Below are 15,889 nucleotides of genomic sequence, written 5' to 3'. Positions count from 1 at the left end.
CGTGCGGCTGCGGTTCGAGGGCGAGATCTGGTTCTGGCGCGGGCCCGCGCCGTTCCACTTCGTCACCGTGCCGACCGCCGAGGCGGCCGCGATCGCCGAGGTCGCTCCGGTGGTCACCTATGGCTGGGGCATGATCCCCGCGGCGGTGACCATCGGCGACACGCGCGTGACGACATCGCTCTGGCCGAAGGACGGCGCGTACGTCGTGCCGATCAAGAAGGCGCTCCAGGGTGCCGAGCACCTCGGCGTCGGCGACACCGTGACCGTGGAGCTGGAGATCGACGCCTAGGCGCATGCCTTCCCCGGGCATAAACGCTCTCCGCGTTCATAAACGCGCTCCGCACGCGTTTTTCGGCGCCGATCGCGTTTATCGACGGTCGTGCGGGTGGGGGATCACTGCGGAGGGGGGTCAGCGGTCGAGTGCCGCGAACCGCTCGATGTCGCGGTTGGTCCCCGAGACGATGATGAGGTCGTGGTTGGTGACCACGGTGTTCGCCTCCGCGTAGCGGAAGGGCCGGCCCGGGCTCTTCACCCCGACCACGGTGACGTTGTACTTCGTGCGGACACCGGACTCGTTCAGCCCCACGCCGCGGACGAGCTTGGGCGGGTACATCTTGGCCAGCACGAAGTCGTCGTCGAAACGGATGAAATCGAGCATGCGGCCGCTGACGAGGTGGGCGACGCGCTCGCCGGCCTCTGCCTCGGGGTAGATGACGTGATTGGCGCCCACGCGCGCGAGGATCTTGCCGTGCGACTGCGAGACCGCCTTCGCCCAGATCTGCGGGACCTTCAGGTCGACGAGGTTGGCGGTGATGAGGACGGATGCCTCGATGAGAGACCCGACGGCGACGACGGCGACCTGGAAGTCCTGAGCGCCGATCTGGCGCAGGGCGTCGATGTTGCGGGCGTCGGCCTGCACCGCGTGCGTCACACGCTCCGACCACTTCTGCACCAGCTCGAGGTTGCCGTCGACGGCGAGCACTTCGCGATCGAGCCGGTCCAGTTCGCCGGCGCACGCCGCACCGAAGCGTCCGAGGCCGATCACCAGGACGGGCGCGTCGCTGCGAATCCGTTCAACCAACGATGGGCCTTTCGACGGGCAGCGCGTACAGCTGCGAACGGGACGAGGCCGCGACGGCCGCGGCGAGTGTCACAGTACCAATGCGTCCCATGAACATGGTCAGTGCCAGGACGTAGACCGCCGGGTCGGGCAGTTCCGCAGTCAGGCCGGTGGACAACCCCACCGTCGCGAAGCCCGAGATGACGTCGAAGAGCACGTACTCGATGGGGGCGTCGGTGATGCGACTGATCGTGACCGTGGACAGCGCGACGATCGTCGCCCCCCAGGCCACGACCGACAGTGCCACGCGCTGCACGTCGCTCGGGATGCGTCGGCCGAACGCCTGGACCGAGGGGCGGCCCTTGGCCTCCGACCACACGGCGAGGGCGAGCACGGCCAGCGTGGTGACTTTGATCCCGCCCGCGGTGGATGCCGAGCCGCCGCCGACGAACATGAGCATGGATCCTACGACCAGCGTCGCACCGTTGAGGTCGCCGACCTCGACGACGGAGAACCCGCCCGAGCGTGTCATGGCGGAGAGGAAGAAGGCCTGGAACGTCGTGTCCCACGCGTCCATGCTCCCGAAGGTCAGGGGGTTGTCGTATTCCAGCAGGAGAATGACACCGGCGCCGGCGAAGAACAGCACGATCGTCGTGATGATCGTCAGCTTCGCGTGCAGTGACCACAGCCGGAACCGCCACCAGTGCCGCCACAGCGTGAAGATCACCGGGAATCCGATCGACCCGAGGAAGACGCCGATCATGAGCACCGTGAGCAGGTAGTAGTCCTGCGCGAAAGGGGCCAGCCCCTCGGCGTTCGGGACGAACCCGGTGTTCGTGAAGGCCATCGCCGCGTAGTACGGCGCCTCCCACAGGGCGACCACGGGGTCGATGCCGCCGATGATGAGCGAGGGGTAGATGAGGACCGCGAGGACGGCCTCGATGACGAGGGTCGACAGCGCGACCGTGCGCAGCAGCTGGCCCACCTCGCCGAGCCGGATCGTCTGGCCCTCGTTCACGGGTCCGCCGTGGACACGGAGCGGATTGCTGTCGCCGGCGGCGATGAGCTTGGCGCGCAGCCCCAGCCGCTTGGAGATGACGAGGCCGAGGATCGACGCGAGGGTCAGCACCCCGAGCGCCCCGACGTTGACGCCGACGTAGGTGATGGCGCGACCGAGCGGCGACCAGTCGCTGTACATGTTGACCGTCGACAGACCCGTCACGCAGATGGTCGAGACCGCCGTGAAGAGGGCGTCGGCCAAGGGGGTCCGCTGCCCGTCGGCGGCGGCGGCCGGCAACGAGAACAGCGCGGTGAACAGCAGGATGAGGATGACGAACACCAGCACCGCGAATCGCGCGGGGGATGCCGTCGTCAGATCCCGCAGGCCGTCCCATGCGCGATAGGCGATGCGCTGTACGCGCATCGACATACGCACCTCGTCGGGCGTCGCCGCCATGCGTCGCTCCCTTCGGGCCAGCACCGGAATCATGGTACTCGGGCTGGACCGCGGCTAACCTGATGCCATGGCGGACATCTTCGACGTGATCGCTGACGGCACGCGTCGCGACATCCTGCAGCTTCTGTTGGACCGTGCGACCGGGGGAGAACGGGGCACGAGCGTTTCGCAGATCGTGCACGCGCTGGGCGTCAGCCAGCCGACGGTGTCCAAGCACCTCAAGGTGTTGCGCGAGGCCGAACTGGTCTCGGTCCGTGAGGAGGGGCAGCACCGGTACTACAGCCTGGCGGTCGCACCCTTGGACGAGGTGGATGACTGGCTCGGTCCCTTCTTCTCGATCGACGTCGAGAACGAACCGGCTCTCCCCGAGTCCGCGGTCCATGCCGCCGAGGTCGTCGGCCGCGCGGCGGCTTCGGTGAAGCATTCCGTGACATCGGCGCTCCGCAAGCTCCCGGGTCGCTGAGTCCCGCACGCCCGAGGGCGGCGGCATTCCCCGTCACATCCGTCACTCAAGCCCCGACGGTTTACAGCCGTCGCGCGCAGACCCTAGAGTGTGTCGACATCAGGGTGAAGTCCGCCCGCGGCGAAGGGTGATCGATGGCAGAGCTGCCCGACGTGCGTTTCCTCACGGTCGCCGAGGTCGCCGACCTCATGCGGGTCTCGAAGATGACCGTCTACCGGCTCGTCCACGCGGGCGAGCTCCCCGCCGTGCGGTTCGGCCGCAGCTATCGCGTGCCCGAATCGGCCGTCGCCGAGCTCGTGCAGCGTCCGGTCTCCGACGTCGGCTAGACTGGTCCGAGGCCTTTTTCCAACGCCTGCCCGTTCCCGGGAGCCGACATCGGCACCCAGACCCCGACTTAGTGAGGTTTTCCGTGGGTTCTGTCATCAAGAAGCGCCGTAAGCGCATGGCGAAGAAGAAGCACCGCAAGCTGCTTCGCAAGACTCGTCACCAGCGTCGCAACAAGAAGTAAAGCGACCACCACACCGAGCGCCTGTCTGCTGACGGGCGCTTCGTGTATGCGGCATCCGTTCCCTTCGTCTCCGAGGAGCAAGAATGCAGTCCATCTCGGTCCATGACCTGCACGCCGGACGCGACCGTCCGCTCATCGACGTGCGCGAGGTCGACGAGTTCACCGCCGGGCACGTCCCCGGTGCGGTCAACCTTCCGATGTCGACTCTCGGCGAGAACCTGCACATGCTCCCCGAAGGCGCGTTCGACGTCATCTGCCAGGCGGGCGGGCGTTCGGCGCGGGTCGTCGAGGCGCTGTCCGCGCGCGGCCACGACGCGACCAATGTCGAAGGCGGCACGGGCGAGTGGATCGCCTCGGGCTACGACGTCGAATCCTGACCCCCAGGCGCCCTCCTAGGATGGAGGGGTGACGACCCTGACGCTCATCGGCAAGACCGACTGTCACCTGTGCGACGTGGCAGAGCAGATCGTCGAGACCGTCGTCGCCGATCTCCCGTCCGAGGTCGCCGCTCGGGTCGTCATCGAGCGGGCGTCCATCGCCCAGGACGCCGCGCTCTACGAGCGGTGGTGGGAGAAGATCCCCGTCGTCCTCCTCGATGGTGAACTGCACGCGCACTGGCGCGTCTCCGCCGATCGCCTGCGTGCCGCGCTCCTGGCGGCCGATCTCGAAGGAGCTTCCGCGTGAGCATCCGTCACATCGTCCTATGGAAGCTCGCGGCCGACGACGCGGACACGCGTGCGCTGCACGCCGAGCAGATCGAGGAGCGCCTGCTCGCGCTCCGCGCCGAGATCCCGGAGATCCTGCACCTCGAGGTCGGCCGGAACGTCGCCTACCCCCAGACGAACTGGGATGTCGTCCTGGTCAGCGAGTTCGCGGACGTCGACGCTCTCGAGCGCTACCAGGTCCACCCCGCGCACCAGGAGGCCGGGGCGTTCGTCCGCTCGGTGGTGTCCGAGCGCGCGGGGATCGACTTCCCCGCCTGAGCCTCCGCCTCAGCCCAGCGGGCGCGTCGTGACCGGAACCGGGGCGAGCGCGATCCGCACGCGGGCGTGATCGTCGAGCCGGTCGGTGACGGCGTGATCGACCTGCACGAGACTCCCATCGGTGGTGCGCACGAGCGAGCGCCGCACGCTTCCCAGGAACGTGCTCTCCTCCACGACGGCATCCATTCCGGGGGCATCGGATGCCACGAGCACGACGTTCTGCGGACGCACCAGCACCTCGCAGTGACCGTCGTGGGCCGGGCCGGCCAGGGGGACGTGCTGCCCCCAGACATCCACGACCGCACCTTCGACGATGCCGGGAACGGCGTTGACCGGTCCGAGGACGGCGGCGACCGCGGGTTCCGCCGCACGTGCGTAGACCTGTTCGGGGGAGCCCTCGGCGGCGACGCGGCCGCGGTGGAGGACGACCACGCGGTCGGCGACCGCGACCGCCTCGGCGGTGTCGCGGGTCGCCCACAGGGTGGTCGTGCCGCGGCGACGGAGCTCCCGCACCACGGCGTCCCGCACTCGTTCCCGGGCGGAGGTGTGCAGGAAGCTCAGGGCGTCGTCCAGCACGAGCGCGCGAGGGCGGGCGAACAGGGCCCGCGCGATGGCGAGGCGCTGCCGGTCGCCCCGGGAGAGCCGACGTGCCCGCTCCTCCCGGTGCTCGAGGCCGACGAGGTCGAGGAGCCGCTCCATTTCTTGGTGCGCTTCCGCGTGGGCGCGTTGCGCTCGCGGAACGATGGTGTCGCGCGCGCGGCGCCAGCGGGGTGAGAAGCGGTGGGGGACAGCGACCACGGGGGGCGCGTCCGGCCGCGTACGTCCGTCGATGCGCACCTCGCCGCGGTCGGGGCGTTCGCGCCCGGCCACGATCCTCGCCAGGGTCGATGCCCCGCACCCGGATTCGCCGACGACGGCGACGATCATGCCCGCGGGCAGTTCGAGGTGGATGTCGTCGAGCACCGCGGTGCCCTCGCGACGACGCCCGATCCCGTTCAGCCGAATCGGCCAGCCCGCGCGGGGTGGACCGTCCACCGGGACGGTGCGCACGGCGCTACCTTCGACCATGACGACACGCTATGAGCCCGGGATGGCCCTTCCCGGCCCGGAGAGTGAACCCCGGGGGTCGGGCCGGCGAAATCAGGGGGCCAGGCGCGTCGGTCCGCGGAACAGGTAGGTGACCTCGCGGATCGACGACTCACCGAGCAGCAGCATCAGCACGCGGGCGAGGCCCATGCCGAAGCCGCCGTGCGGCGGGGCGCCGAAGCGGAAGAAGTCGAGGTAGAAGTCGAGGTGCTCGGGGTCGAGCCCCTTCTCCTTCGCCTGCTCGACGAGGACGTCGACGCGGTGCTCGCGCTGCGCGCCGGTCGTGATCTCGACACCGTTGAACAGCAGGTCGTACGACTTGGTGAGCCCGGTCTCGGGGTCGCGCATGTGGTAGAAGGCACGGATCTCGGGGTGGTAGTCCGTGATGAACACGAACTGGTGGCCGTAGGTCTCGCCCACGTGCGCCGCGATCTGCCGCTCGCCCTCGGGGTCGAGATCCCCGTCGGTGCGCGGGATCTCGTATCCACGGGCAGCGACGATGTCGCGGGCCTCGGCGAGAGGGATGCGCGGGAAAGGCAGGCTTGGCACCTGGACGTCGACGCCGAAGAGTTCCTGGATCTCGTCGCCGTGCTTGTCCTTGACCGCCTGGATCGCGGTCTGCAGGAGCTCTTCCTGCATGCGGGCAACGTCCTCGTGCGAGTCGATCCAGCTGATTTCGGCGTCGACGGAGGTGAACTCCGTCGCGTGGCGGCTCGTGAACGAGGGGTCGGCGCGGAAGGCGGGGGCGATCTCGAAGATCTTGCCGAAGCCGGCGACCTGCGCCATCTGCTTGAAGAACTGGGGGCTCTGCGCGAGGTACGCGGTCTTGTCCTCGAAGTAGGGCACCTCGAACAGCTCGGCGTTGGATTCCGACGGGGATGCCATGAGCTTGGGCGAGTGGATCTCGATGTAGTCGCGCTCCACCCAGTACGTGCGCATCGCGTGCTCGAGGGTGGTCTGCACCCGGAAGATGAGGTTGTTGCGGCGCTGGCGCAGGTCGAGGAAGCGCCAGTCCATGCGCTTGTCCAGACCGCTGTCGGCGGCGATCGGCGTCTCGGGGTTCGCGGCGGCGGCGATCTCGAGCTCGCCGATCCTGATCTCGACACCGCCGAGCTTCACGCGCTCGTCGTGCTTGAGCTCGCCGTGCACGGTGAGGAAGGTGCCGTTGGCCAGGGCGCCGATCGTCTCGGTGAGCGCGAGGGCCGTGGCATCCTGCTCGCCGGCGTCTTCGGACGGACGGGTCGCCGGGTTGACCAGCTGCACGGCACCGGTCTCGTCGCGCAGGACGACGAACTGCACCTTCTTCTGATCGCGCACGGTCTCGACCCAACCGGACACCGAGACGGGGCCCGCGGGGAGGGATTTCAGCTGCTGCACCAGGACGCGTTCGCTCACGAGAAGCCAGTCTACGTGCGGGCGCGGGCGGCCTTTGCGCCTCAGCGACCGGAGCCGGCGGTCAGGCCCGCCTTGACGTGACGCTGGGCGGCGAGGATGACGACCAGCGCCGGCACGCTCGCGATCAACGAAGCGGCCATGGTCGCGGCCCACGTGTTCAGGTTCGAGTTCGACAGCGCGAGGATCAGCACCGACATGGGGTACATCTCGTTGCGGTTGACGAGGGTCAGGCCGAACAGCAGATCGCCCCAGCTGAAGAGGAAGGCGAACACCCCGGCGGTCACGATCGCGTTGCGCGAGAGCGGGACGACGATGCGCCACAGGGTGCCGACCGGGCCGAGACCGTCGACCGTCGCCGCCTCGATCACCTCGGTGTCCAGGCGCAGCATGAACGCCCGCATCACGATCACGGCGAAGGGCACGCCCGCGGTGGAGTTGGCGAGGATCAGCCCGATGAAGGTGTTGAGCAGCCCCCAGGAGTTGAACATCGCGTAGAAGGATGTGGCGAGGACGACGCTCGGGATCATCTGCGCCAGCAGCAGCAGGATGAGGGCGATGCTCACCGCGCGGGAGCGGAGGCGACTCAACGCGTAGGCCGCGGGGATCGCGACCAGGAGGGTCACCAGGACCGAGCCGAGCGAGACGAGGACCGAGACCCGCAATCCGCCAATGCCCGCGTCGTCCAGGGCCTTCTCGTATCCGCCGAGTCCCGGTGCCGCGGGGAACCAGGCCGTGTCCGCGGAGTTCGCGGAGGGTTGGAGCGACGCCGACACCATCCAGTAGACCGGGAAGAGGTAGACCGCAAGAACGATGACCGTGACCACGGTCCACGTCCAGCCGCGTCTGCGGCGGCGGGCAGCGACGGGGGCTGCGGCCGGCTCGGGCGTCGCCGTCGCGGGGGCGACGGGCAGGGTGGCGGTCATTCGTCACGCTCCCGGCGCATCGACATCACGGTGTAGGCGATGGCGAACAGGATGCTGATGCCCAGCAGCAGCATCCCGTACGCTCCGCCCAGTCCGAACTGGAACTGCTGGAAGGCCTGCCGGTACGACAGGAGTCCGAGGGTCACGGTGCTGTTCGCGGGGCCGCCGGCGGTGAGCACCAGGACCAGGTCGACGATGAGCAGCGTGTAGACGACGCTCATGACCACGAGCACCGAGATCACCGGCCAGATGGTCGGCATCACGATCGAGAGAAGGCGGCGCCACGCCCCGGCGCCGTCGAGCTGCGCGGCCTCGAGCTGCTCCGCGGGCACCTGCTTCAGCGCGGCGCCCAGGATCGTGGCCCAGTAGGGCAGGCTCGCCCAGACGGCGACGACGATGACCGCAGGCAGGGCGGTGGCGGGGTTGGCCAGCCACGGCTCGACCGGGATGCCGATCGAGGAGAGGACATCGTTGATCGGGCCGTCGCCGGCGAGCAGCGACTTCCAGACCGTGGCGACCACGACGGCCGGGAGCAGCCACGGCAGAAGGATGAGGGTCGGCAGCCAGCGGCTGCCGGGGAAGCGTCGGGCGAACAGGAGCGCGAGAGCGAGGCCGAGAACGAGTTCGACCGCGACCGAGACGACCGTGATGGCGAGGGTGTTCGCGAGGGCGCGGAAGGTCACCGGCTCCGCGAGGATCGCCTCGAAGTTCGCCGTTCCCACGAAGGGCGCGCGGCCGGTGATGAACGTTCCCGTCGTGAAGGTGGTCGTGCTCATGTACACGCCGTACCCCAGGGGGAACAGGAAGAACACGACGAAGAACACGATGGCGGGGGAGAGGAATCCCCACAGCTCACCGCGCTGCCGCGCCGCGAGAGAACGCCGGAACCGGCCGGGGGAGCGGACCCCCGGCCGGTCGGTCGACGTCAGCGTGTCCGCCGTCACTGGCCGCTGGCCTGCTCCAGTGCGGCCTGCGCCGTCTGCCCGCCGACGGTCGCACTCTGGATGGCGTCGACGTACTGCTGCTGCAGGGTGTTCCACTCCGTGCCCAGCTCCGCGGAGTTGTACGCGCCGTCGACCGCGTCGACGAACGGGGCCGCCGCGGGCACCTGCTCCACGAAGGCCTCCTGCGCGCTCTGCAGCGCGGGGATGTACCCGCCCTGGACGGCGGTCTCGATCTGGTTCTCCTCCGAAGCGCGGCACTGCACCAGGGCGGCCGCTGCGGCCTCCTTCTGCGCGTCCGCATTGGCGGCGACGCCGTACGCGTAGCCGAGCAGGTTCACCTGCGGCGACTCGCCCGCCTCCGCGGTCGGGAAGGGGAACGTGCCCCACTCGAACGGGATCGAGGTATCGACGAGGTTCCAGGGACCCGACACCGTCAGGGCGGCGGAGCCCGACGTCCACTGGTCGATGGAGTCCCAGCCCCAGTTGACGAACTCCGACGAGAGGGAGCCACTGTCGACGAGCTTCTTGTACAGGTCGACCGCCTCGACCGCGCCCGCCCCGGTCGGGTCGGCGGGGTCGCCGCCGGCCGAGAGGAGGAACGGCAGGAAGTACACCGGCGTCGAACCGTCGCCGCCGATTCCCGGCAGGACGATGCCCTTCTGCGTCGGGGTCGTGAGCGACTCCGCCAGCGCGACGAGATCGTCGAAGGTCTCGGGAGCGGTCTCGGCGACTCCCGCCGCGGCGAAGGCGGCCTTGTTGTAGAAGACGGCGTAATCCTCCACCTGCACGGGCAGGCCGTACAGCGTGCCGTCGTAGCGGCCGAGGTCGGCGGCGCTCTCGGCCAGACCGTCGGTGCTGACGTCGTACTGACCCAGGTCCGCGAGGACCCCCTGCGACGCGAGCTGGGGCAGCTGCGTGTCGGTGGAGAGCAGCGCGACGTCGGGCAGCGACTTCGCGCCGGCGGCCTGCAGCAGGCGTGTGGTGTAGTCGCCCGACTGGGTCTGGACGTCGACGGTGATGCCGAGGTCGGCGGCACAGGATTCGAAGTACGTCTTCTGCAGTCCCTGGTACGGCTCGAAGTCGATGTTGTTCCACACCGTCAGCTCGACGCCCTCGAAGCCGTCCGTGGCGGCGGGGGTCGAGGAACCGCCCGCGCAGGCGGTGAGCGCGAGGACGGCGGTGAGCCCGGTCGCAGGCACGGCGATGCGGCGCAGGCGAGAGATGGATGCCATGGGTCTGTCCGTTCCCGACGACGCCGTGGCGCCGGTCGACGTGTGCTGTGGGGGAGGCGGGTCGGGAGCTACCCGCGTCATGGCTCACTCTGGGGCGTCCACGTGACGAACAGGGAACGAACGTGTCACGCGATGTAACGCCGCGCCGTGTCGGCGTGGGGGAACCGGCAGGGTGAGAGCGTCCCCTTCTTCCGCCCGAGGAGCATTCATGGCATCCGTCCCCCCTTCCGTCCGCCGCGTCCTCGTCGACACCGACACCGGTCTCGACGACGCCCACTCGCTGATGTACCTGCTGGCGCAGCCGGACGTCGAGATCGAGGCGATCACGACGATCTACGGCAACACGCCGGTCGAGGACTCGGCGCGGAACGTGCGGACGGTGCTGCGGCTGGCCGGTCGCGAGGACATCCCGATCCACCTCGGCGAGGCGACGCCGTTCGAGGGCGAGGCCTCGATCGCCGACTTCGTTCACGGCACCGACGGTCTGGGCGATCGTTTCGAGCGCGCCGAGCTGCGCGTGGAGGACGAGAGCGCGGTGGATGCCATCGTGCGCATCGCCGCCGAGCACCCCGGCGAGGTCGACCTGCATCCACTCGGGCCGCTGACGAACATCGCCCGCGCGCTCGAGCGCGACCCCGACCTGTTCCTGAAGTTCCGCTCGGTCGTGATCATGGGCGGCGCGGGTCCGTACCCGGCACCGGGGGGAGCGACCCTGACGGATGCCAACACCGCCAACGACCGTCGAGCGGCCGAGATCGTCTTCGGGGCGCGCAACTCCGGCAACGTGGTCATGGTGGGCGTCAACGTCACCGCGAAAGCCATCCTGGACGAGCACGTGCTCGCCGTCCTGCGCGGAGCGGGCAACCCGTGGGCGGAGTTCGCCGGCGAGGTCCTCGACGCCTACAACGACTTCTACCAGTACAAGTGGGGGCGTCGGATCTCGTCGGCCCATGACGGCCTCGCGACCGTCGTACTCCATCGTCCCGAGATCGTCACGGGCTGGATCGAGGGGCCCGTGGACTACACGCCCTACGGCGGTTCGCTGGCCACTCGCGTCGCACTGACCCACGACGGCCTGCCCCTGGTGTGGGGGACACCGGCAGGTCCTTCCGTCCGCGCCGTCACGGCGTTCGACGGCACCGAGTTCCTGCTGCGGTTCGTCCAGGCGCTGTCGACCGGCCCGGCACCGCGGGACCGATGACGCCCGGGGTGCTCCGCCGACCGTGAACCCCGGGGCGTCACACCCCGGCAGACGACCGATCGTGCCCGGGCGTGCGCGTCCAGCGCTCGCGGCCGCCGACCACGGTGAGGGATGCCTCGTCGGGCCCGGCCTCGACGAGCTCCGCGAGCGCGTCGCGCGCGGTGGAGGCGGACACGGGGAACACCGCCAGGTCGGCCCGTGCGCCCGGGCGGAGCGCCCCGGTGTCGGCATCCATTCCGAGCGCGTGCGCGCCGCCGATCGTCGCGGCCGCGAACAGGCGTGCGTGGAGGTCGTCGGCCGCGTATCCCTGGGCGCGGGCGATGTCGTGGAGCGCGGCCACGTCGTGCCACGGCGAGAGGCTGGGCGAGGACGACAGCGAGTCGGTGCCGACCGCGATCGCGTTCCCCTCGCGCAGGTACGCGGCCACGGGCGGCGCGTCGAGCCCGATCACGGCGTTCGAGCGGGGACACAGGGCGACGCTGACACCGCGTGCGCGCAGCAGCGCCCGGTCGGCGGCATCCACGTAGATTCCGTGCGCGAGGTGCGTGGAGGGGTTCAGAGCGCCGAGGTCGTCGAGGTAGCGGATGACCCCGGTGCCGACCCCGCCGTCGCGGAGCAGCGCGAACTCTCCGCGACCGTTGGCGCGCCAGCGTTCCGCGAGATCACCGGTGCCGGAGCGGACGTACGCGTCCTCCCACGCCGACTCGGCGGCGTGGATGTGCTGGCGCACGCCGAGTTCCGCGGACAGGCGCGCGAGGTCGCGGATGACCGCGGTGTCGAGCGAGTAGATCGCGTGCGGGGAGAGTCCGATCGCGGGAGTGGCGGGGAGGGCGGCGAGCTGTGCCCGCACGGTGCGCTCGCCGCGCTCGTCCCAGGCCCGCTCGGTCCACCCGAGGACCTCCCAGAACGCGATGCCGTGGAGCCCGGCGTCGTGCACCGCCGATCCCGCGGCGGCGTCGGTCACGATCTCGGCGACGGTCGTCGTTCCCGAGCGCAGGGCGAGCGCGGCTCCCGCGGCGGCCGACGCACCCCAGTCCCGCGGCACGGGGTAGAGCTCCATGAACGCGCTCATCCACGCTTCGAAACCGGCGTGCGCGGCGAGGCCGACCGCGGCCATGTCGCTGTACTGCAGGTGGGTGTGGGCGTTGACCAGACCCGGTGTGAGCGCACCGTCCCATTCGTGCACCACCGCGCCCGGCCCGACACTCGCGAGGACCTCGTCGGCGGAACCGACGGAGAGGATGCGGCCGCCCGCCACGGCCACGGCACCGTCCGTCACCGCGGCTGCGCCGGGCGACAGGACGAACCGGGCGCGATGGACGACGACCATCACTCCTCGTCCTCCTCGGGATTCCACGCGGCAAGGAACGCCCGCTGCGCCGCCGACGGCGCGTCCAGCGTCCCGCCGAAGGAGGCGAGGGCGAGAGCGGCCACCTCGTCGTCGGCGGCGCGCGGCAGCTCGTGCACGCCCGGGCCCAGGGACGGGGTGGACAGCACGTGGGCGACCGAGGCCAGCTGGACGCCGAACGAGAGGTCCATGATCTCGACCGGATTGCCCTCGGCGGCGCTGACGTTGAGGCAGTTGCCGTCGTCGAGCACGCGCACCTCGGCTCCGCTCGGCATCCGGAGAACCGACACCGCCCCGTCCCGCGCGACCTCGACCGCCCCCGCGGCCCGCGCGGCCGTCAGCGCGATCTCCTGGCCCACGCCGCCGCCCACGGCGACCACCGCGCCGCTGCGCAGCGCGTCGAGGTGGGCGACGTCGATGGAGTGACGGATGCCGGTGGCCGAGATGACGATGTCGGCGTGACGAACGGCTTCGGCGAGGGTTCGCACCTCGAAACCGGCGAAGGCGGCCTGCAGCGCGGCGACCGGGTCGGTCTCGGTGACGACGACGCGCGCGCCGAGAGCGGCGGCGTGCTGGGCGATCCCGGTGCCGACGCGACCGAAGCCGACCACGACCACCGTCGCACCGAGGAACGAGCGGTCGGCCACGTCGGCCACGGCGAAGACGACCGACTGCCCGGTGCCGTGCATGTTGTCGAACAGGGACTTGGAGCGGGCGTCGTTCGCGGCGACGACCGGAATCCGCAGCGCGCCTTCGACCTCCATACGCCGAAGGGGACGCACACCGGAGGTCGTCTGCTCGGTGGCGCCGCGCATGTCGGCCACCACATCGGGGCGCTCGAGGTGGGCCAGCCGGATCGTGGACGCCCCGTCGTCCACGATGACGTCGGGCCGGTGGGCGAGAAGCGCCAGGGCGTTCGCGCGGTCCTCGGCGCTGTCGGCATCCGCCCGTGCGTACACCGGCAGACCGGCGTGCGCGAGTGCGGCCGCCACGGCGTCGTCGGTGTTCCGCCCGGCCGAGGTGACCGTCACCTCGGCGCCGGCCTCGGCGAGCGCGAGCGCGACCGTCGCCGTCTTGGGCTCGAGCACGTCCGAGACGCCGATCCGGACGCCCGCGACGGTGCCATCGCGGCCCAGACGCGCGGCGAGAGCCGTGGTCACCGGCATGTGGGCGCGAGCCCACTCGATGCGGTCGTGCCCCTCGGGCCACAGGTCCGCGTCGGCAATGCGGCCCGTCACGGCGTCACCGCCGCGGCGAAGGCGCCGCTGTCGCCGTCCGGGCCGTCGTCGACGATCAGCGCGGCGACGAGCGCGTCGGCCAGACGTCGTTGCGCCGCCGTGGTCGGCTCGGTGTCCGCGGGGAGCGGAGAGGGCATTTCCACGAGCGTTCCTCTCGGTGTCGTGCCGACGTGCGCGCGCGGAGACGGCAGGGAGGCGGCCGTCGTCGGTCGGGGTGCGGCATCCGCGACGATGCCCGCGAAGTCGAGAGCCGAGACACCGTCGTGTCCGACACCGGTGAGCAGGGTGAACGCGGTGGTGCCGGCGGTGGACACCGGCTCCACGCGAACTCCGTCGAGCCGCGCGGCGAGACGTTCCACGGGGTCGTCGGTCGCCCGCACGACCGCGGCGCCCAGCCGCCGCAGGGCGGTCGTCAGGACGGGGGCGAGCGCACCGTCGCCGACGACGCGCACGGTGGCTCCGGCGAGGGTGAGGTTGGTGCGGGAGGAGAGGGCGAGGAGCACCTGCTCGGCGCGGACGTGCGCGTACAGGATGCCGAACGCCCGCGACGTGAGCGGGTCGAACGCCGCCGGGTCGTGGTCGATCCGGAGATCCCACGTCTCGCGGAGGGCCTCACGAAAGGTGCGAGGAAGGGCGGGGAGCGGGCCGCCGTAGGCGACGGGGGAGGGCGGCAGCGATCGCGCACCCAGGAGCTCGCGCGTGATCGGGAACCCGCCCTCGAGCCCGACGGGGGCGGCAGAGGAGGAGGACGACACGGCTCGAACGTAGGACCCGGGGACCCTTCCGCGCGAATCGGGGGCGCGGCATCCCTAGGATGTCGCCCGTGACCTATTCCCTCTCACCGGAGTCGTACCGGATGCTCCGGCCCGAGCGGCCGCAACGGCCTGCGCGCCGGGGATGGGATCTCGCCCTGACGATCGTTCTGCTGGTCCTGCTCCCGCTCGTCGCGATCGCGGGCTCGTACGCGGGCTTCTTCCTCGCGTTCGCCTCGGACGCCTGCGGCGCGGCACGGTGCGACTTCGGCGTCATGAACTTCGGGCTGTGGTTCGCGGTCATCGCCCCCTGGGTCGTGCTGCTCCTCACGGTCGTCGCCGCGATCGTGCGCCTCGTGCGTCATCGCGTGACGTTCTGGGTTCCGCTGGTGGGGGCGGTCCTCATCACGGCCACGTGGTTCGTGGCCGCGGCGATCGTGAGCGCCGGGGTCTCCACGACCTGACGCGCTCACAGGTCGCGCCGAGGCGACACCCGTAGGCTTCGGGCGGACGTCCGGACGGGCGGCCGATCACCGAGCGCGAAGGCACCCGATGACCGACACCACCCTCACGCACGCGTCCGCGGCATCCTCCTCGGGCGACACGTCGTGGCTCACGTCGTTGGCCGACTGGACCGTGTCGCTCATGGAGATCATCGGTCCCGTGGGCGCCGGTGTCGCGATCGCGCTGGAGAACCTCTTCCCGCCGCTGCCGAGCGAGGTCGTGCTGCCGATGGCGGGCCTCACCGCCAGCCGGGGGTCGTTCACGCTGTTCGAAGCGCTGCTGTGGACCACGCTCGGCTCCATCGTCGGCGCCTTCGCTCTCTACGGACTGGGCCGGTGGCTCGGTGCCGCGCGCCTGCGCGCGTTCGCCGCGAAGATGCCGTTGCTCCACCCCGAGGACGTCGACCGCACCGTGGCCTGGTTCGAGCGCCACGGCGGCAAGGCCGTGTTCTTCGGGCGCATGGTGCCGATCTTCCGCAGCCTCATCTCGATCCCCGCCGGGGTGGCGAAGATGCCGCTGTGGCGGTTCGGTCTGCTCACGGGCGCCGGCAGCCTGATCTGGAACACCATCTTCGTCCTCGCCGGGTACCTGCTCGGCGAGAACTGGCACGTCATCGAGCAGTACGCCGACATCCTGCAGTACGTGGTGATCGCCGCGGTGGGCCTCGGCATCGCGTGGTTCCTGTACACCCGGATCCGCTCGCTCCTGGAGGCGCGCCACGGCGCCTGAGCGCCCGCGCTCACGGATACGACGCCGTCGAACCAACGGCACCGCCCGCTCAGCCGGCCCACAAGAC

20 protein-coding genes are annotated in these 15,889 nt (G+C 70.5%); 10 read left to right on the top strand and 10 right to left on the bottom strand.

Going from position 1 to position 15,889, the window contains the following annotated elements; all coding sequences use genetic code 11:
- The first annotated feature begins 1 nt into the window (after position 1).
- Positions 2-289, top strand: a complete 288-nt coding sequence (locus P5G46_RS06220; protein ID WP_408905219.1) for a DUF1905 domain-containing protein — start codon at positions 2-4, stop codon at positions 287-289.
- A 120-nt stretch (positions 290-409) separates the two neighbouring features.
- Here P5G46_RS06220 and P5G46_RS06215 read toward each other — a convergent pair whose 3' ends face one another.
- Both P5G46_RS06215 and P5G46_RS06210 read right to left on the bottom strand, forming a co-directional pair.
- The gene (locus P5G46_RS06215; protein WP_239277338.1) at positions 410-1,081 is read right to left on the bottom strand and encodes a potassium channel family protein; all 672 of its coding nucleotides are present in this window, start codon (positions 1,079-1,081) and stop codon (positions 410-412) included.
- A complete protein-coding gene (locus tag P5G46_RS06210) occupies positions 1,074-2,489 on the bottom strand; it encodes a TrkH family potassium uptake protein (RefSeq protein WP_374204614.1) in 1,416 nt (471 codons plus the stop codon). The genes P5G46_RS06215 and P5G46_RS06210 overlap by 8 nt, the downstream gene beginning before the upstream one ends.
- A gap of 94 nt (positions 2,490-2,583) precedes the next feature.
- Here P5G46_RS06210 and P5G46_RS06205 point away from each other — a divergent pair, with 94 nt between their 5' ends.
- The 6 genes from P5G46_RS06205 to P5G46_RS06180 all read left to right on the top strand — a co-directional run bounded on the left by P5G46_RS06205 (position 2,584) and on the right by P5G46_RS06180 (position 4,470).
- The gene (locus P5G46_RS06205; protein ID WP_239277339.1) at positions 2,584-2,979 is read left to right on the top strand and encodes an ArsR/SmtB family transcription factor; all 396 of its coding nucleotides are present in this window, start codon (positions 2,584-2,586) and stop codon (positions 2,977-2,979) included.
- Between the two features lie 134 nt (positions 2,980-3,113).
- Entirely contained in the window at positions 3,114-3,305 is a 192-nt protein-coding gene (locus tag P5G46_RS06200) for a helix-turn-helix domain-containing protein (protein WP_239277340.1), read from the top strand.
- 83 nt (positions 3,306-3,388) lie between these two features.
- Positions 3,389-3,487 carry a 30S ribosomal protein bS22 gene (locus P5G46_RS06195; protein ID WP_003792170.1) on the top strand — a complete coding sequence of 33 codons (99 nt, stop codon included), beginning with the start codon at positions 3,389-3,391 and terminating at the stop codon, positions 3,485-3,487.
- A gap of 83 nt (positions 3,488-3,570) precedes the next feature.
- Positions 3,571-3,864, top strand: a complete 294-nt coding sequence (locus P5G46_RS06190; protein WP_239277341.1) for a rhodanese-like domain-containing protein — start codon at positions 3,571-3,573, stop codon at positions 3,862-3,864.
- 28 nt (positions 3,865-3,892) lie between these two features.
- Entirely contained in the window at positions 3,893-4,171 is a 279-nt protein-coding gene (locus tag P5G46_RS06185) for a glutaredoxin family protein (RefSeq protein WP_239277342.1), read from the top strand.
- On the top strand, positions 4,168-4,470 hold the full coding sequence (locus P5G46_RS06180) for a Dabb family protein (protein ID WP_239277343.1): 303 nt from the start codon (positions 4,168-4,170) through the stop codon (positions 4,468-4,470). Before P5G46_RS06185 ends, P5G46_RS06180 begins: the two co-directional genes overlap by 4 nt.
- A gap of 9 nt (positions 4,471-4,479) precedes the next feature.
- Here the strand turns inward: P5G46_RS06180 and P5G46_RS06175 are convergent, their stop codons facing one another.
- The 5 genes from P5G46_RS06175 to P5G46_RS06155 form a co-directional block, all read right to left on the bottom strand.
- Positions 4,480-5,538 carry an ATP-binding cassette domain-containing protein gene (locus P5G46_RS06175; protein WP_239277344.1) on the bottom strand — a complete coding sequence of 353 codons (1,059 nt, stop codon included), beginning with the start codon at positions 5,536-5,538 and terminating at the stop codon, positions 4,480-4,482.
- A 72-nt stretch (positions 5,539-5,610) separates the two neighbouring features.
- Positions 5,611-6,951 carry an aspartate--tRNA(Asn) ligase gene (gene aspS / locus P5G46_RS06170; protein WP_239277345.1) on the bottom strand — a complete coding sequence of 447 codons (1,341 nt, stop codon included), beginning with the start codon at positions 6,949-6,951 and terminating at the stop codon, positions 5,611-5,613.
- Positions 6,952-6,992: 41 nt separating this feature from the next.
- On the bottom strand, positions 6,993-7,874 hold the full coding sequence (locus tag P5G46_RS06165; RefSeq protein ID WP_239277346.1) for a carbohydrate ABC transporter permease: 882 nt from the start codon (positions 7,872-7,874) through the stop codon (positions 6,993-6,995).
- Positions 7,871-8,818 carry a carbohydrate ABC transporter permease gene (locus P5G46_RS06160; protein ID WP_239277347.1) on the bottom strand — a complete coding sequence of 316 codons (948 nt, stop codon included), beginning with the start codon at positions 8,816-8,818 and terminating at the stop codon, positions 7,871-7,873. The genes P5G46_RS06165 and P5G46_RS06160 overlap by 4 nt, the downstream gene beginning before the upstream one ends.
- Positions 8,815-10,050: a sugar ABC transporter substrate-binding protein gene (locus P5G46_RS06155; protein WP_239277348.1), complete on the bottom strand. Its 1,236-nt coding sequence runs from the start codon at positions 10,048-10,050 to the stop codon at positions 8,815-8,817. The genes P5G46_RS06160 and P5G46_RS06155 overlap by 4 nt, the downstream gene beginning before the upstream one ends.
- A gap of 208 nt (positions 10,051-10,258) precedes the next feature.
- On the opposite strand from P5G46_RS06155, the gene P5G46_RS06150 reads away from it, so the two are divergent.
- The gene (locus P5G46_RS06150; protein WP_408905218.1) at positions 10,259-11,251 is read left to right on the top strand and encodes a nucleoside hydrolase; all 993 of its coding nucleotides are present in this window, start codon (positions 10,259-10,261) and stop codon (positions 11,249-11,251) included.
- Positions 11,252-11,288: 37 nt separating this feature from the next.
- Here P5G46_RS06150 and P5G46_RS06145 read toward each other — a convergent pair whose 3' ends face one another.
- The 3 genes from P5G46_RS06145 to P5G46_RS06135 are packed head-to-tail and all read right to left on the bottom strand — an operon-like array spanning position 11,289 to position 14,592.
- Positions 11,289-12,581 carry an amidohydrolase family protein gene (locus P5G46_RS06145; protein WP_408905285.1) on the bottom strand — a complete coding sequence of 431 codons (1,293 nt, stop codon included), beginning with the start codon at positions 12,579-12,581 and terminating at the stop codon, positions 11,289-11,291.
- Positions 12,581-13,837, bottom strand: a complete 1,257-nt coding sequence (locus tag P5G46_RS06140) for an adenosylhomocysteinase (protein ID WP_408905217.1) — start codon at positions 13,835-13,837, stop codon at positions 12,581-12,583. The genes P5G46_RS06145 and P5G46_RS06140 overlap by 1 nt, the downstream gene beginning before the upstream one ends.
- On the bottom strand, positions 13,834-14,592 hold the full coding sequence (locus P5G46_RS06135; RefSeq protein WP_408905216.1) for a Rossmann-fold NAD(P)-binding domain-containing protein: 759 nt from the start codon (positions 14,590-14,592) through the stop codon (positions 13,834-13,836). The genes P5G46_RS06140 and P5G46_RS06135 overlap by 4 nt, the downstream gene beginning before the upstream one ends.
- Before the next feature lie 68 nt (positions 14,593-14,660).
- Here P5G46_RS06135 and P5G46_RS06130 point away from each other — a divergent pair, with 68 nt between their 5' ends.
- Together P5G46_RS06130 and P5G46_RS06125 are read left to right on the top strand one after the other, a co-directional pair.
- The gene (locus tag P5G46_RS06130; protein ID WP_239277353.1) at positions 14,661-15,053 is read left to right on the top strand and encodes a hypothetical protein; all 393 of its coding nucleotides are present in this window, start codon (positions 14,661-14,663) and stop codon (positions 15,051-15,053) included.
- 88 nt (positions 15,054-15,141) lie between these two features.
- Positions 15,142-15,822, top strand: coding sequence for a DedA family protein (locus tag P5G46_RS06125; RefSeq protein WP_408905215.1), 681 nt, complete (start codon positions 15,142-15,144; stop codon positions 15,820-15,822).
- Positions 15,823-15,889 lie beyond the last annotated feature (67 nt).

Source organism: Microbacterium mcarthurae, from assembly GCF_046064585.1.
Taxonomy (GTDB): Bacteria; Actinomycetota; Actinomycetes; order Actinomycetales; family Microbacteriaceae; genus Microbacterium; species Microbacterium mcarthurae.
The sequence above is the reverse complement of the archived record's forward strand: the minus strand, read 5'-3'. Positions and strand labels throughout refer to the sequence as shown.

What these genes read in the sequence shown, in the direction of transcription:
- P5G46_RS06210 (WP_374204614.1), bottom strand. Translation starts at nt 2,489, where the DNA reads ATGTCGATGCGCGTACAGCGCATCGCCTATCGCGCATGGGACGGCCTG.
- P5G46_RS06205 (WP_239277339.1), top strand. Translation starts at nt 2,584, where the DNA reads ATGGCGGACATCTTCGACGTGATCGCTGACGGCACGCGTCGCGACATC.
- P5G46_RS06200 (WP_239277340.1), top strand. Translation starts at nt 3,114, where the DNA reads ATGGCAGAGCTGCCCGACGTGCGTTTCCTCACGGTCGCCGAGGTCGCC.
- P5G46_RS06190 (WP_239277341.1), top strand. Translation starts at nt 3,571, where the DNA reads ATGCAGTCCATCTCGGTCCATGACCTGCACGCCGGACGCGACCGTCCG.
- P5G46_RS06175 (WP_239277344.1), bottom strand. Translation starts at nt 5,538, where the DNA reads ATGGTCGAAGGTAGCGCCGTGCGCACCGTCCCGGTGGACGGTCCACCC.
- P5G46_RS06165 (WP_239277346.1), bottom strand. Translation starts at nt 7,874, where the DNA reads ATGACCGCCACCCTGCCCGTCGCCCCCGCGACGGCGACGCCCGAGCCG.
- P5G46_RS06155 (WP_239277348.1), bottom strand. Translation starts at nt 10,050, where the DNA reads ATGGCATCCATCTCTCGCCTGCGCCGCATCGCCGTGCCTGCGACCGGG.
- P5G46_RS06150 (WP_408905218.1), top strand. Translation starts at nt 10,259, where the DNA reads ATGGCATCCGTCCCCCCTTCCGTCCGCCGCGTCCTCGTCGACACCGAC.
- P5G46_RS06145 (WP_408905285.1), bottom strand. Translation starts at nt 12,581, where the DNA reads ATGGTCGTCGTCCATCGCGCCCGGTTCGTCCTGTCGCCCGGCGCAGCC.
- P5G46_RS06125 (WP_408905215.1), top strand. Translation starts at nt 15,142, where the DNA reads ATGACCGACACCACCCTCACGCACGCGTCCGCGGCATCCTCCTCGGGC.